The 12,874-nt window shown below is 69.2% G+C and carries 13 protein-coding genes; 2 read left to right on the forward strand and 11 right to left on the reverse strand.

All coding sequences use genetic code 11. From position 1 onward, the window contains the following. Positions 1–49 precede the first annotated feature (49 nt). Genes VGJ96_05980 through kdsB form a run of 5 tightly spaced genes read right to left on the reverse strand, consistent with a single transcriptional unit; the run spans position 50 to position 4,828 of the window. Positions 50–1,018: a KpsF/GutQ family sugar-phosphate isomerase gene (locus tag VGJ96_05980; protein HEY3286652.1), complete on the reverse strand. Its 969-nt coding sequence runs from the start codon at positions 1,016–1,018 to the stop codon at positions 50–52. Then, positions 1,015–1,587, reverse strand: a complete 573-nt coding sequence (locus VGJ96_05985) for an HAD hydrolase family protein (protein ID HEY3286653.1) — start codon at positions 1,585–1,587, stop codon at positions 1,015–1,017. Before VGJ96_05985 ends, VGJ96_05980 begins: the two co-directional genes overlap by 4 nt. Then, positions 1,584–2,417 (reverse strand): 3-deoxy-8-phosphooctulonate synthase, encoded by an 834-nt coding sequence (kdsA, locus tag VGJ96_05990; protein HEY3286654.1) that lies wholly within the window; start codon positions 2,415–2,417, stop codon positions 1,584–1,586. The genes VGJ96_05985 and kdsA overlap by 4 nt, the downstream gene beginning before the upstream one ends. A gap of 3 nt (positions 2,418–2,420) precedes the next feature. Beyond that, on the reverse strand, positions 2,421–4,082 hold the full coding sequence (locus VGJ96_05995) for a CTP synthase (GenBank protein HEY3286655.1): 1,662 nt from the start codon (positions 4,080–4,082) through the stop codon (positions 2,421–2,423). Continuing rightward, on the reverse strand, positions 4,079–4,828 hold the full coding sequence (kdsB, locus tag VGJ96_06000) for a 3-deoxy-manno-octulosonate cytidylyltransferase (GenBank protein ID HEY3286656.1): 750 nt from the start codon (positions 4,826–4,828) through the stop codon (positions 4,079–4,081). The genes VGJ96_05995 and kdsB overlap by 4 nt, the downstream gene beginning before the upstream one ends. 263 nt (positions 4,829–5,091) lie before the next feature. Here kdsB and VGJ96_06005 point away from each other — a divergent pair, with 263 nt between their 5' ends. Both VGJ96_06005 and VGJ96_06010 read left to right on the forward strand, forming a co-directional pair. After that, positions 5,092–6,231, forward strand: coding sequence for an ABC transporter substrate-binding protein (locus tag VGJ96_06005; protein ID HEY3286657.1), 1,140 nt, complete (start codon positions 5,092–5,094; stop codon positions 6,229–6,231). A gap of 108 nt (positions 6,232–6,339) precedes the next feature. Further along, positions 6,340–7,485, forward strand: a complete 1,146-nt coding sequence (locus VGJ96_06010) for an ABC transporter substrate-binding protein (GenBank protein HEY3286658.1) — start codon at positions 6,340–6,342, stop codon at positions 7,483–7,485. On the opposite strand, the gene VGJ96_06015 is transcribed toward VGJ96_06010, so the two are convergent. The 6 genes from VGJ96_06015 to mqnC are packed head-to-tail and all read right to left on the reverse strand — an operon-like array spanning position 7,482 to position 12,857. Continuing rightward, positions 7,482–8,675 (reverse strand): dipeptidase, encoded by a 1,194-nt coding sequence (locus tag VGJ96_06015; GenBank protein ID HEY3286659.1) that lies wholly within the window; start codon positions 8,673–8,675, stop codon positions 7,482–7,484. The two genes, VGJ96_06010 and VGJ96_06015, sit on opposite strands and share 4 nt — an antisense overlap. Beyond that, positions 8,672–9,265, reverse strand: coding sequence for an aminodeoxychorismate/anthranilate synthase component II (locus VGJ96_06020; GenBank protein ID HEY3286660.1), 594 nt, complete (start codon positions 9,263–9,265; stop codon positions 8,672–8,674). The genes VGJ96_06015 and VGJ96_06020 overlap by 4 nt, the downstream gene beginning before the upstream one ends. Positions 9,266–9,311: 46 nt before the next feature. After that, complete coding sequence (gene xerD, locus VGJ96_06025; GenBank protein HEY3286661.1) at positions 9,312–10,220, reverse strand: site-specific tyrosine recombinase XerD; 909 nt, start codon at positions 10,218–10,220, stop codon at positions 9,312–9,314. Beyond that, positions 10,217–10,858, reverse strand: a complete 642-nt coding sequence (locus VGJ96_06030) for a DedA family protein (protein ID HEY3286662.1) — start codon at positions 10,856–10,858, stop codon at positions 10,217–10,219. Before VGJ96_06030 ends, xerD begins: the two co-directional genes overlap by 4 nt. Further along, positions 10,855–11,805, reverse strand: coding sequence for a 2-C-methyl-D-erythritol 2,4-cyclodiphosphate synthase (ispF, locus tag VGJ96_06035; GenBank protein HEY3286663.1), 951 nt, complete (start codon positions 11,803–11,805; stop codon positions 10,855–10,857). Before ispF ends, VGJ96_06030 begins: the two co-directional genes overlap by 4 nt. 14 nt (positions 11,806–11,819) lie before the next feature. Next, positions 11,820–12,857, reverse strand: coding sequence for a cyclic dehypoxanthinyl futalosine synthase (gene mqnC, locus VGJ96_06040; GenBank protein HEY3286664.1), 1,038 nt, complete (start codon positions 12,855–12,857; stop codon positions 11,820–11,822). Positions 12,858–12,874 lie beyond the last annotated feature (17 nt).

The following is a 12,874-nucleotide window of genomic DNA, read 5'->3' on the forward strand; positions in this document are numbered from 1 at the left end:
CGCCGGCGCTCTCCCGTCTCCCGTCTCCCGTCTCCCGTCTGCCGTTCGCTCACGCCGCCCCCGCCCGCATCAGATCGTGGAGATGCACGACGCCGACGATCGCGCCGTCCGTCGCCAGCACGGGCATCGCCATGATGCCGTGCTGTTCCATCCGGAACACCACGGCGCTGCCGAGTTCGTCGGCCGCCGCGGTCTTGGGTGTCTTCACCATCACGGTGTCGACGCGCACCGGGAAGACGTCGTGCACCCGCTCCATCAGCCGGGTCAGGTCGCCCGTGGTCAGCAGTCCCAGCAGGCGCCCCGTGTCATCGGCGACCAGCACGATGCCGCGCCGCTCGGCAAGGAGCACCACGGCCTCGCGCATCGTGGCGGTTGGCGGGACGATCGGCAGCCTCTCGGTGAGCATCACGTCAGACACCTTGGTGAGCAGCTTGCGTCCCAGCGCGCCGCCGGGATGCAGCCGCGCAAAATCCTCGCGACGGAAGCCCTTGACCTCGAGCAGGGCCACCGCGAGCGCATCGCCGAGCGCCAACGTGACCGTGGTGCTGGTGGTCGGCGCCAGATCGTGGGGGCATGCCTCTTCCTCCACCGACGCGTCGAGCGCCACGTCCGCCGCGCGCGACAGCGTGGAATCGATCTCACCGGTGATGGCGATGACCCCTACCCCGAGCCGCTTGAGCTGTTCCAGCAGGGGGAGCAACTCCTCCGTCTCGCCGCTCTTCGAGATGAGGATGGCGACGTCGTCCTGGCCGACGATCCCGAGGTCGCCGTGCACGCTCTCGGTCGGATGGAGGAAGGTCGCCGGCGTGCCCGTGGAGGTGAGCGTGGCAGCGATCTTGCGGCCAATCAGCCCGCTCTTGCCGATGCCGGCCACGATGGTGCGGCCCTTGGCCGTGGCGATGAGATCCACCGCGGCGGCGAAACTGGGGCCCACGCGCGCGCCCGTGCGCGCGAGCGCCGCCTGTTCGAGGGCGATGACGCGCTGTCCGCGCGCGATGACTTCGGCGGCCGTGGTCACTTGGCTGCTCCCTCCGATCGACTCTGGACATAGCGCTCGACGAGCGTGTCCCACTCGCCGCGGGCGCGCAGCAGCAGTTCACAGAACTCCCGCACCGCCCCCGCCCCGCCGTTGCGCGTGAGCTGCACGCGCGCGCACTGCGCCGCGTCGGCGGTGGCGTTCGCCACCACCACGGGGAGGCCGACCTCGCGCAGGACGCCAACGTCAGGAAGATCGTCGCCCACGAATGCCACTTCATTGAGGCCGATGCCGTGCCGCTGGCAGAGCTTCTTGAGCGACGGGAGCTTGCGCGCGTGCTCGTCCTGGATGAGATCGTCCACCTTCAGCTCGGCCGCCCGCAGCGCGACGCTCTCCGACACGCGGCCGGTGATGATGCCGACGCGCACGCCGGCCCACCGGAGAAGCAGGATGCCGAGGCCGTCCTGGATGTCGTACTTCTTGAACTCGAGCCGGCGGCCGTCCACGTCGCCCAGGTAGACCCCGCCATCGGTCATCACGCCGTCCACGTCGAAGACGACAAACTTGACCCGGCGGGCCGCCTCGGTCTCGATCACGTTGGCGACGGTCATCGCCGGCCCCGCGCCGCGCTCCACACGTCCACCGCGCGCCTGATCAGCTCGTCGAGTTGATGCAGCGGCATCATGTTGGGCCCATCGCTGGGCGCGTGGTCGGGATCCGGGTGCGTCTCCATGAACAGCCCGTCGGCGCCCGCGGCGCACGCCGCCAGCGTGAGGTGCGGGATCATCGCGCGCACGCCCCCCGACGCCCCGCCCTGCCCCTTGCCCGGCTGCTGCACTGAATGCGTGGCGTCGAAGATCACCGGGCAGTCGCACGCGTCGCGCATGCGCGGGATTGCGCGCATGTCCACCACGAGGTCGCCGTACCCGAAGAAGGAGCCGCGCTCCGTGACCGCGACTTCAATCTCGCCCGGGCCGCGCGCCCCGGCGGGGTCGGATTCGCGAACCTTGGCGACGGCGCCCTTCATGCCCTCCGGATGCAGGAACTGCCCCTTCTTGACGTTCACCGGCTTGCCCGCGCGCCCCGCCGCCTCGAGCAGGTCCGTCTGGCGGCAGAGGAACGCGGGGATCTGGAGCGCATCGGCCACCAGCGCGACCGTGGCGCACTGCTCGGGCAGATGAACATCGGTGATGACGGGCAGTCCCGTCGCCTCGCGCACGCGATCGAGCGCGGCCAGCCCTTCCTCCATGCCCGGGCCGCGATGCGCGCCCGCGTTGGAGCGGTTGGCCTTGTCGAAACTCGCCTTGTAGATGATGCCGCCGGGCACGCGCTCGGCGAGGCGCGCGAGATGCTCACCCACGCGCAGCATGATGTCGTCGGACTCGACGACGCACGGGCCGGCGATCAGGAAGAGTTGGTCACGCGGGAACGAAGCGGGCATGGCTTACTTGGCCTTGGCCAGCGAGGGAGCGGACGGCGCGTCCGCGCGCGCGTTGCGCCGGTTCACGGCCGCGCCGATGAACGCCGCAAAGAGTGGATGCGGGCGCGTTGGCCGCGACTTCAGTTCCGGATGGAACTGGCAGGCCACGAAATACGGATGGTCGGGGAGCTCGATCATCTCCACCAGCGACCCGTCGGGTGAGAGCCCCGCCAGGCGCATCCCCTTCTCGACGAAGAGTTCGCGGAAGCCGTTCCCCACCTCGTACCGATGCCGGTGGCGCTCGCTGATCTCCGGCACGCCATAGATCTCCGCGGCGCGCGATCCGCGCGCCAGCCGGCAGGCATACGCGCCCAGTCGCATGGTGCCGCCCATGTCCTTCACGCCGTGCTGGCTCTCCATGAGCGCGATCACCGGGTGCGCGCATTCCGGTGCGAACTCGCTCGAGTTGGAATCGTCCAGGCCGCACACGTTGCGGGCGAACTCGATGATGGCCACCTGCATGCCGAGGCAGATGCCGAAGAACGGCGTGCCGGTCTCACGCGCGCCGGCGATTGCCTCCACCATCCCCTCGACGCCGCGCACCCCGAAACCGCCGGGGACGAGCAGGCCGTCGTACGAGGCCAGCAGGCGCTTTGCCGTGTCGTTGTCAGTGAACAGGTCCGACGACGTCCACGCCACGTCCACGCCGACATCGTTGGCGATGCCGCCGTGGATCAGCGCCTCCTGGATGCTCTTGTAGCTGTCCGCATAGTCGGTGTACTTGCCCACCACGGCGATGCGCACCTTCGACTTGGGCTCCACGACCTTCTGCACGATCGTGCGCCACGCCGAGAGCTCGGCCGGCTTGGTCTCGAGTCCCAGCTTGCGGCAGACGAGCTGGTCGAGCCCCTGCTCCGCGAACGCCAGCGGAATCTGGTAGATGGTCGGCACGTCGCGGCTCTCGATCACCGCGCCAAACTCGACGTTGCAGAAGAGCGCGATCTTGCGCTTGGTGTCCTCGGTCAGCGGGCGTTCGGTGCGGCAGATCAGGATGTCGGGCTGGATGCCGAGTTCCATCAGTTCGCGCACCGAATGCTGCGTCGGCTTCGTCTTCACCTCGCCCGCCGCGGCGATGAACGGCACCAGCGTGAGATGAATGAACAGCGCATTGTCGCGGCCGATGTCGTGCCGGAACTGGCGGATCGCCTCGAGGAACGGCTGCGATTCGATGTCGCCCACCGTGCCGCCAATCTCGACGAGCACCACGTCGTTCTCGGGTGCCATGCGGCGCACCGCCGCCTTGATCTCGTCGGTGATGTGCGGAATCACCTGCACCGTGGAGCCGAGGTACTCGCCGCGGCGCTCCTTGGTGATCACGTTCAGGTAGATGCGCCCCGTCGTGACGTTGTTGGCCTGGCTGAGCGGCCGGTCGATGAAGCGCTCGTAGTGACCGAGGTCGAGGTCCGTCTCGGCGCCGTCATCCGTCACGAAGACCTCGCCGTGCTGGAAGGGCGACATCGTCCCCGGATCGACGTTCAGGTACGGGTCGAACTTCATCATCGTGACCCGCAGGCCGCGCTCGACGAGCAGTCGTCCCAGCGAGGCGGCGGCAATCCCCTTGCCCAGCGACGAGACCACGCCGCCGGTGACGAAGATGTATTTCGTGCTCGATGCAGTGGGCGTCATCTGGCGGTTCCGGCGGTGAGTTGTTCCCAGTGGGCGTTGGCGCGCACGAGGTCGTCCTCGGTGTTGACTTCGCCCCACGACGGGGCGTCCACGATGGCCACGCCCATCGCCAGTCCGGCGGCGAGGGCGCGGAGTTGTTCCAGCTTCTCCACCAGCTCCAGCGGATGCGGCGGAAGGGCGACCCACGTCTCCAGCGCGTCGCGGCGCGCCGCGTAGATGCCCATGTGCTGCAGCACGAGCCCGTCGCGCTGCGCGCGCTCGGATTCGTCGCGCAGGAACGGAATCGGGGCGCGCGAGAAATAGAGCGCGCGCCCGTCGTCCGCCCGGACGACCTTCACGCAGTGCGGGTCGCCCATGATGTCGGCGGCTCGTCGTCCGGCGGCGGTGCCGAGGTCGAACCCGTGGTCGCGCACCATGGCGATGGCCCCGGCCATCGCATCGCCCCGCATGAACGGCTCGTCGCCCTGCACGTTCACGACAATATCGTAGGCCGCGTATTCGGCTTGCCGGGCGACCTCGGCCACGCGGTCGGTCCCGGACGGGTGCTGATCGGACGTCAGGACGCCCTCGGCCCCGTGCGCCTCGAGGACCGCCAGCACCTCGGGCGACTCGGTGGCGGCGACGACGCGGTCAGCCAGGCCGAGACTCCTCACCCGCTCCCAGACGCGGACCACCAAGGGGACGCCACCGAGGTGGCGCAGGGGCTTTCGGGGGAGCCTGGTGGCGCCCAAGCGGGCGGGAATCACGGCCAGGATGCTCAGGTGGCACCCCCCGGAGGCGAGGATGGCGATGCAAAAATCACGCCACCCAATATACGGTTGGGGACGCGGATGGTCAAAAACGCCCGCTCGGGCGGCGGCCCGGACGGCGGGTCGCCCCCACGGGCCACCCGCCGCGAGTCCCCCCAGGCGTCCTCGGATGCCCGGCGGATGCTGGCCGCCCAATGCCCCTGCGCCGGGAGCCGGCTGGAGGTACCTTCTCCTGCATCCGCCAACCCCGACTTCCCGCAATGCAGCTGCGACGTGCGCTTCTCGTCCCGCTCTCCGTGGTCCTGGCGGCCTGTGGTCACGCCGAGCCGAAAGAACTGCGCGTGGCCGTGCTCGCCCCTGGCGGCGACTTCTGGGCGGTCGCCGCCGGACTCCCTTCCCTTCAGGGTGCGCGCATGGCCGCCGACGAGGTCAACGGCGGTGACGGGGTTCTGATTGGCGGCGACCGGTACCGCCTGGTCGTGGTGGAAAAGTCGTATCTGGCGGGCGCGTCCACGGCGGTTGCGGCGGCGCGCGAGGCCATCGAGCGCGACCGGGTGCACTTCATCGTCGGTCCCGGCATCAGCGACCACGCGCTCGCCGTGGCCGCGGTGGCGGAATCGGCCGGCGTGCCGATGCTCTCCCCGATGTCGTCCAGCCCCTTGCTCACGGCCCACCGACGCTTCGTGTCGCGCCTTGCGCTGCTCGACGACGCGCAAGGGATGATCCTGGCGCGATTCGCGCACAGCGAGCTGAAGCTGCAGCGCGCGGCGATCCTGCAGGACTCGTCCATCTCGTCAGCGCGCTCGATCGCCGACTTCTTTCTGCGGACCTTCGTCGCCAGCGGTGGCGAGGTGACGGGCATCGAGTCGTACGCCACCGCGGATTCGGGCGATTTCCGGCCGAAACTGAAGCGACTGCTGGCCACGAACCCGCAGGCGCTGCTGCTTCCGAACTACATCAGCGCTGATTCCGTGCAGCTGCGCGTGGCGCGTTCCCTCGGCTTCCGGGGTGCGTTCCTGGGAAGCGACATGTGGGATGCGCGCACGCTGCGGAGGGTGCCCGATGCGGTGGGCGCGTATCTGGTGCATCAGTGGAATCCGGCCAGCCCTGCGCCCATGGCGCAGCGCTTCGTGCGCGCCTATATGCAGCAACACGGATCGGAGCCACGCACCACGGCCGCGGCGACCTACGATGCCATCCGGCTCGTCGCCGAAGCGGCGCGACGCGCTGGTTCGCTGGACGGTGGCCTGCTTACGGACACCCTTCGCACGTTCGGTCGGTTCGCGGGCGCCATGGCCACATATCGGTTCACCGGCAGCGGCGATCCGAAGCGCGGCGGCGTGCTCGTGCGGCTCGGCGTCCAGCGGGACTCGGTCTTTGCGTTCATGGACGTGCCATAGACTCTCCAGCGGGCGGCCTTCGCGTGGCACGATTAAACCGGGCCAAGTCGACAATCATCGCGGTACACTCCTGCCATGTTTTGCACTTCCGACCTTCGATCGTCAGGCGTGACATTCCCGTCGCCGTTCCGGCGCGGGCTGGTGCTGGCGATGCTCGCGGTGAGCGCCTGCGCGCGATCGGACCCGCGAGAGTTCCGCATCGCGGTGCTGGCCGCCAAGGGCGCGGAGTTCCGCCAGGCGTCAGGCGGGCCGTCCATGGAAGGGGCCGAGATGGCGGTGGCGGAGATCAACAATGCCGGTGGAGTGCGCATCGGTCGGCACGTCTATCGCATCAATCTGGTGGAGCGGTCGTACGAACCGGATCCTGCGGGGGCCATCGCCGAAGCGAAGCGGCTGATCACGGTGGACCGCGTGCATGCCATCGTCGGTCCCCAGCTGAGCGAACATGCGCTCGCCGTTGCGCCGGTCGCCGAGCAGGCCGGCATCCCGATGCTCTCACCGATGGCGTCCAACGTGTTGCTCACCGCACACCGCCGGTACATCTCCCGGCTGGCGCTCCTCGACGAGGCGCAGGGAACGGTGCTGGCACACTTCGCGCGGCGCGACCTGAAGGTTGAGCGGGCGGCGGTCCTGTACGACGCCACGCGTTCCAGCGCCAAGCTTCTCTCGGACCTGTTTCTTCGCACGTTCGTGAGTCTCGGCGGCGAAGTCACGGATATCGAGGACTTCCAGCCGGAGGAGCGCGACTTTCGCTCGACGCTGCAGCGGATGCTCGCGAAGCACCCCGAGGTGCTGCTCCTGCCGAATTACACCGTCGTTGACACGGTGCAGATCCGTCAGGCGCGGGCGCTTGGCTTTCGCGGACAGTTTCTGGGGGGCGACACGTGGGACCTCCAGGCGATGGATCGCACGCCGGCGGTGGTCGGCGCGGTCATCGTCCATCAGTGGAATTCCGGCAGCCCCGACTCCGCATCGGTGGCGTTCGTGCGCCGGTTTCGCCAGCGCGTGGGACACGAGCCGCGCGTGACGGCGGCGGCGACGTATGATGCCGTGCACGTGCTCGCGAAGGCGGCAGTACGCGCCGGAACGCTGCGGGGCGACCTGCTCTCCGACAGCCTGCGGACCCTTCCCAGGTATGTGGGCGCCGCAGCGACATACCATTTTGTGGGAACAGGCGATCCCCGGCGTGGCGGGGTCCTCGTGCGAATCGGCGCGGAGCGCGACTCGGTCGTCGCCGTCGTCGACGTACCTTAGGGGGTCTGAGCGCCGGCGGGGAGGTTGGCGAGCAGGAACCGCCTGGTGTTCTCCCCCATCACGGCGCGAATCTCCGCCTCGGTGAATTCGGCCTGCAGGAGCGCCTCGGTGACCTGCGCCACCCCGTCGGCCCCAAAGGCCACCGTCGTCGCGCCATCCCAGTCGGAGCCGAGCGCCACGTGGTCGAGGCCGGCCACGGTGACGGCGTGCCGGATGGCCCTGGCGATGGCGCGCGGCGACGCGTCGCACACCGCGCCGTCCCAGAAGCCGATCCCAATGAGCGCGCCGCGCGCGGCCAACGCGCGCAGTTGATCGTCCGACAGGTTCCGCGGACCGGCGCAGGTTGCCTGCACCCCGGTGTGCGAGACGACGACGGGACGCGTGGTCAGCGCCAGGACATCGTCGAACGCCTTGGGCGCAACGTGCGCGAGATCCACAATGAAGCCCAGCGCCTGCATGCGCTCGACGACGCGACGTCCGAGCTCGGTGAGGCCGCCCTTCGCTTCCCCGTGGGCGGATCCGGCGACGTCGTTGTCGAAGAAGTGCGTGAGACCCGCCATCCGGAACCCGTGCGCGAAGAGGGTGTCCACATTCGCGAGCTCGCCGTCGATGGCCTGCAGCCCTTCCGTGTTCAGGATGCCGATGACGGGGCGGAGGCCGGGCGTGGAGGCGCGAAAGTCGAGCGCCTTCTGCAGCTCCGCGGCGCTGTGCACGAGCACCAGCCGCCCTTCGGAAATCGCCGCCGCGTGCTCGAGTTTGCCGGCCTGGTAGAGCGCCCGCTGCAGGCGGCTGTGCCAGGTGGCGCGTGGCCACCGGGAGCCGATGGCGAGCAGCGTGATCTGGTCGGTCGACGCGCTGTTCCGCGTGTAGTTCTGCCCCTTCGGGGTCTTGGTGACGGTCGAGAAGACCTCGATCGCCACGTTGCCTTCGACGAGGCGCTCGACGTCGGTGTGCCCCCACCATCCCATGGTGACGGGGTCGCGGTCCCAGAGCAGCAGGTCGTTGTGCAGGTCGGCAACCAGCAGTGTCTGGTGCAGCGCGGCCGCGCGCGGCGAGACGGCAATCGCCTTGCGCTCGTCCACACGATTCATGCGGGCGCCGACGACGCGGGCCACCACCAGGAAGAAGACGAGCGCGGCCACCGGAATACCGATGGCCAGCACGGTCATGATGCGTCGCAGGATGCTCACGCGGCGGCCCCCGCGCGCGCCAGCCGAAGGAAATTGGCCAGCAGCAGCTTGCCGTCCTGCGTCAGGATGGACTCGGGGTGGAACTGCACGCCCCACACGGGATGCGTGCGGTGGCGGAGGGCGTGGATCTCCGTTGGGTCATCGGCGGCGTGCGCCGTGACTTCGAGGCAGGCGGGAAGCGTGCCGTGCTCGACGACCAGGGAGTGGTAGCGCATCACCTGGAGCGGAGACGGCAGTCCATCGAACAGGTCGGTGCCGTTGTGCAGGACCTTGGACGTCTTGCCATGCATCACGCCGCGCGGCGCGCGTATCACGCATCCGCCGTACGCCTCGCCGATGGCCTGATGTCCCAGGCAGACGCCGAGCATCGGCACCTGGGCGCCGTACCGACGGATCAGGGAGACGGTGATCCCGGCCTCGGCGGGCGTTCCCGGCCCCGGCGAGAGCACGATGGCGGTCGGCGCGAGCGCGCCGACGTCCTCCACGGTGAGCGCATCATTGCGCGCGACGCGCAACGCCTCGCCCAGCTCGCCCAGATACTGGACGAGGTTGTACGTGAAGGAGTCGTAGTTATCGATGACGAGAATCACGCTAGTAAGCTATCCCCGAAGCGGAGTTCCCTGTACCCTGCACCGCTCATCCGCGCGGATGGAACTGCCGGTGCACGGAGCGCAGGTACTCGCGGTCGACGTGCGTGTACACCTGCGTCGTGCTGATGTCCGCATGGCCGAGCATCTCCTGCACCGACCGCAGGTCGGCGCCGCCCTCGAGCAGATGCGTGGCGAAGGAGTGCCGGAGGGTGTGGGGCGTCACGGGCTTGGTGATGCCAGCCAGCACGACATACTTGCGGAGGATCTTCCAGGCGCCCATCCGCGTGAGTGGCGTGCCGCGTGCGTTCAGGAAGAGCACGCCGGAACCCCTGCCCCGCTCGAGCCGCGGCCGCAGCTCGCGCAGGTAAATGGCCACGGCGCCGGTGGCCTTCCCGCCAACCGGCACGAGGCGTTCCTTGCTCCCCTTGCCGAAGACGCGCACGACTCCCTCATCCAGCATCAGGTCGTTCACCTTCAGCGTGATCCACTCCCCGACGCGCAAGCCGGCGCCGTACGCCAGTTCGAGCATCGCCCGGTCGCGAAACGCCAGCGGCTCCTCGATGGGAATGGCGCCGAGCAGCTGCTCGATCTCCGCGGGGGTCAGGACCTCGGGCAGCGTCCGCCACTTCTTGGGCGTCTCGAGCCGTTCACTCGGATCGACCTTCACGACGCCTTCGGCCAGCAGGAAGCGGTACCACGTTCGAATGGCGGAGATGCCGCGCCGGATGGAGGCGGGCGAGAGGCCGAGGTCCTTGAGATAGTAGACGAACTCCCGCAGGTGCGCGGCCGTCAGGGCCTCCGGCGACAGGGCGCCGTGCGCGACGGCCCACTCGGCCATCCGGTACAGGTCGCGGCCGTAGCTTTCGTCGGTGCGGGCGGAGCTTCCTTGCTCGAGCGTCAGGAACTCGGTGAAACGCTCGAGGAGAAATGGGCGAAGCCGGTCGGCGCCGGTCACTCCGGCGGGGGCTGCCGCAGGTGCGGGTGCTTGGCCCGATGCCGGCGCCACAGTTCCCACCCGAGCACGGTGAGCAACACGATGACCACGAGCGCGCCGACGCCGACACGGCGTCCAACGACGCGCATGGAATCCTGCACCTGCTCCCAGTCGGTGCCCACCCGGAACGCAAGCCAGATGATGATGCCGTACCAGATGGTGCTGGCCACCGCGATCACCGCCGTGTAGCGGAGCACCTTCACGCGCAGCGCGCCCGCCATCGGCGACACCACGGCGCGGAGCCCCGGGACGAACCGGCTGACGAAGAGCGCGGCGAGGCCGTAGTGGGCGTACAGGCCTTCCAGGCGCTCTTCGGCATTCAGGAGGTGCAGCCGCTTGAGGCGGGCGTGCATCCAGTCGGCGCCGAAGCGGCGGGCCACGAAGTAGACGACCAGCGAGCCGAGGACCGATCCGATGACGATGGCCGCCACGACCGGCAGGAGTTCGGCGTCGCGTCGCGCCGCGTAGAACGCGCCGAAGGCGACCACCACGTCGGCGGGCGCCGGCGGAAAGATGCTCTCGATGAACGCCACCACGCCCAGCAGCACGTACAGCGTATTGACGTCGAGCGCGTTCACCCAGTCCAGCAAGGCAGTCACCGGCGCTCCCCGTCGAACGAGTTGAGCGTCGCCACTGCGATGGCCGCGATGCCCTCGCCGCGCCCGATCCACCCCATGCCCTCGTTGCTCTTGCCCTTGACCATCACGTCGGCGACGCTGAGTCCGAGGGCATGCGCCAGGCGCTCCCGCATCGCGTTGCGATACGGTCCGATGCGCGGGGCCTCCGCGATGACGGTCACGTCCACCTGGGTCGGGGACCAGCCCGCGTGGCGCGCGCGCTCCACGGCGAGGTGCAGCATCTCGATCGAATCGCGCCCCTTGTTGGCGGCGTCGGTGTCCGCGAACATCTCGCCGATGTCGCCCACGCCGGCGCCCCCGAGAATCGCGTCGGTCACCGCATGGGCCACCGCATCGCCGTCGCTGTGTCCCACCAGCCGCTGGTCCGACGGAATCATGACGCCGCCGAGAATGATGCCGGCGCCCGGCCCGAACCGGTGCGAGTCGTAGCCAATGCCGGTGCGCGTGCGCGCCACGGCGCGCGCGCCGGCCGCCGGCGGTGCGTCCGCCGCCACTTCGAGCGGCAGCTGGTCCAGCCGTTCCGCCGTGATGCCGGCTTCGAGGAGCACGCGCCCCGCACCGCTGAAGGGGCTGTGCCCCATCGCGCGCATGATGTCGCCCTCGGTCACCACCCCGCCGCCGCGTCGTCCGGCCTCTTCGCCGGCGGCCCGCAGGATCGCCTCCGCGGCGTCCTCGCTCTCGGCCATCGCCGCGGCTCCCGCGCCCGAGAGGCGCGACTCGACGGCACGGACCAGCAGGTCGACCGGCATCCCCAGCATGGCCAGCATCTGGCTGGCCGTGCCGCGCGGCGCGCGCAGCATGCCGAGCAGGAGGTGCAGCGAATTCGGCAGGTCGAGACCGAGACGCTCCGCCTCGACCATCGCGGCGTCGATCGCCTTGCGTGCCCCGCTTCCGAACCGCACACCCATGGGAGAACCGACTCCTACGCCGCGGCGGACGCGGCGATCAGCTGATAGTCCTGCCGGCGACGGCGCGGCGTGAATCCCGCGTCCGTGATCAGTCGCTCAATCTCCTCGGTGGTCGTGTGGTAGGTGGTGTTCGCCGCCGACACGACATTCTCCTCGATCATGAGCGAGCCGAAATCGTTGCACCCGTACGACAGCGCGATCTGTCCAACCTTCATGCCCATCGTCACCCAACTTGCCTGTATGTTGGGGATGTTGTCGAGGACCAGCCGCGAGAACGCCACCGTGCGCAGGTACTCGACGGCGTCCGTCTTGGGCTGCTGGCTGAGGCGCGGCGTGTTCTCGGGCTGCAGCGGCCAGGTGATGAACGCCGTGAACCCGTGGGTGCGCGACTGCACGTCGCGCAGGCGCACCAGGTGCTCCATCCGCTCCTCGAGCGTCTCGCCGATGCCGAACATCATCGTGCACGAGGTCTTGAGCCCTTCCTCGTGCGCGATCTCCATGATCTCCAGCCAGCGGTCGGCCCCCGCCTTCTTGGGGGCGACGATGTCGCGCACGCGCTGCACCAGGATCTCGCCGCCGCCGCCGGGGATGCTGTCGAGTCCGGCAGCGATGAGCTGCCGGATGACCTCGCGCGCCTCCATGCGGTACAGCTGCGCCCAGAAATCCACCTCGCTTGGCGAGAAGCCGTGCACGTGAATGGGGTGGTTGCGCTTGATGTACTTGATGAGCTCGAGGTACCACTCGAACGGGATGTACGGATTGTGCCCGCCCTGGATGAGGATCTGCACCCCGCCCAGCGCCTTCGTCTCCTCGATCTTCGCGCCGATCTCCTCGTACGAGAGCGTGTAGCCTTCGCCGTGCTTCGGGCGCCGGTAGAAGGCGCAGAAGCCGCAGTCGGCGACGCAGACGTTCGTGTAGTTGATGTTGCGGTCGACGATGTACGTCACCACCCGCTCGGGGTGGAGCTCGCGCCGACGGGCGTCGGCCAGCGCGCCCAGCTCGAGGAGCGGCGCGTGCTGGTACAGGTCGAGGAGGTTGGAGAGTTCAGACATGGGTGAGGCGGAGTAAA

Source organism: Gemmatimonadaceae bacterium (genome assembly GCA_036504815.1).
Lineage (GTDB): Bacteria > Gemmatimonadota > Gemmatimonadetes > Gemmatimonadales > Gemmatimonadaceae > PNKL01.

What these genes read in the sequence shown, in the direction of transcription:
- kdsA (HEY3286654.1), bottom strand. Translation starts at nt 2,417, where the DNA reads ATGCCCGCTTCGTTCCCGCGTGACCAACTCTTCCTGATCGCCGGCCCG.
- VGJ96_06005 (HEY3286657.1), top strand. Translation starts at nt 5,092, where the DNA reads ATGCAGCTGCGACGTGCGCTTCTCGTCCCGCTCTCCGTGGTCCTGGCG.
- mqnC (HEY3286664.1), bottom strand. Translation starts at nt 12,857, where the DNA reads ATGTCTGAACTCTCCAACCTCCTCGACCTGTACCAGCACGCGCCGCTC.
- ispF (HEY3286663.1), bottom strand. Translation starts at nt 11,805, where the DNA reads ATGGGTGTGCGGTTCGGAAGCGGGGCACGCAAGGCGATCGACGCCGCG.
- VGJ96_05995 (HEY3286655.1), bottom strand. Translation starts at nt 4,082, where the DNA reads ATGACGCCCACTGCATCGAGCACGAAATACATCTTCGTCACCGGCGGC.
- VGJ96_05985 (HEY3286653.1), bottom strand. Translation starts at nt 1,587, where the DNA reads ATGACCGTCGCCAACGTGATCGAGACCGAGGCGGCCCGCCGGGTCAAG.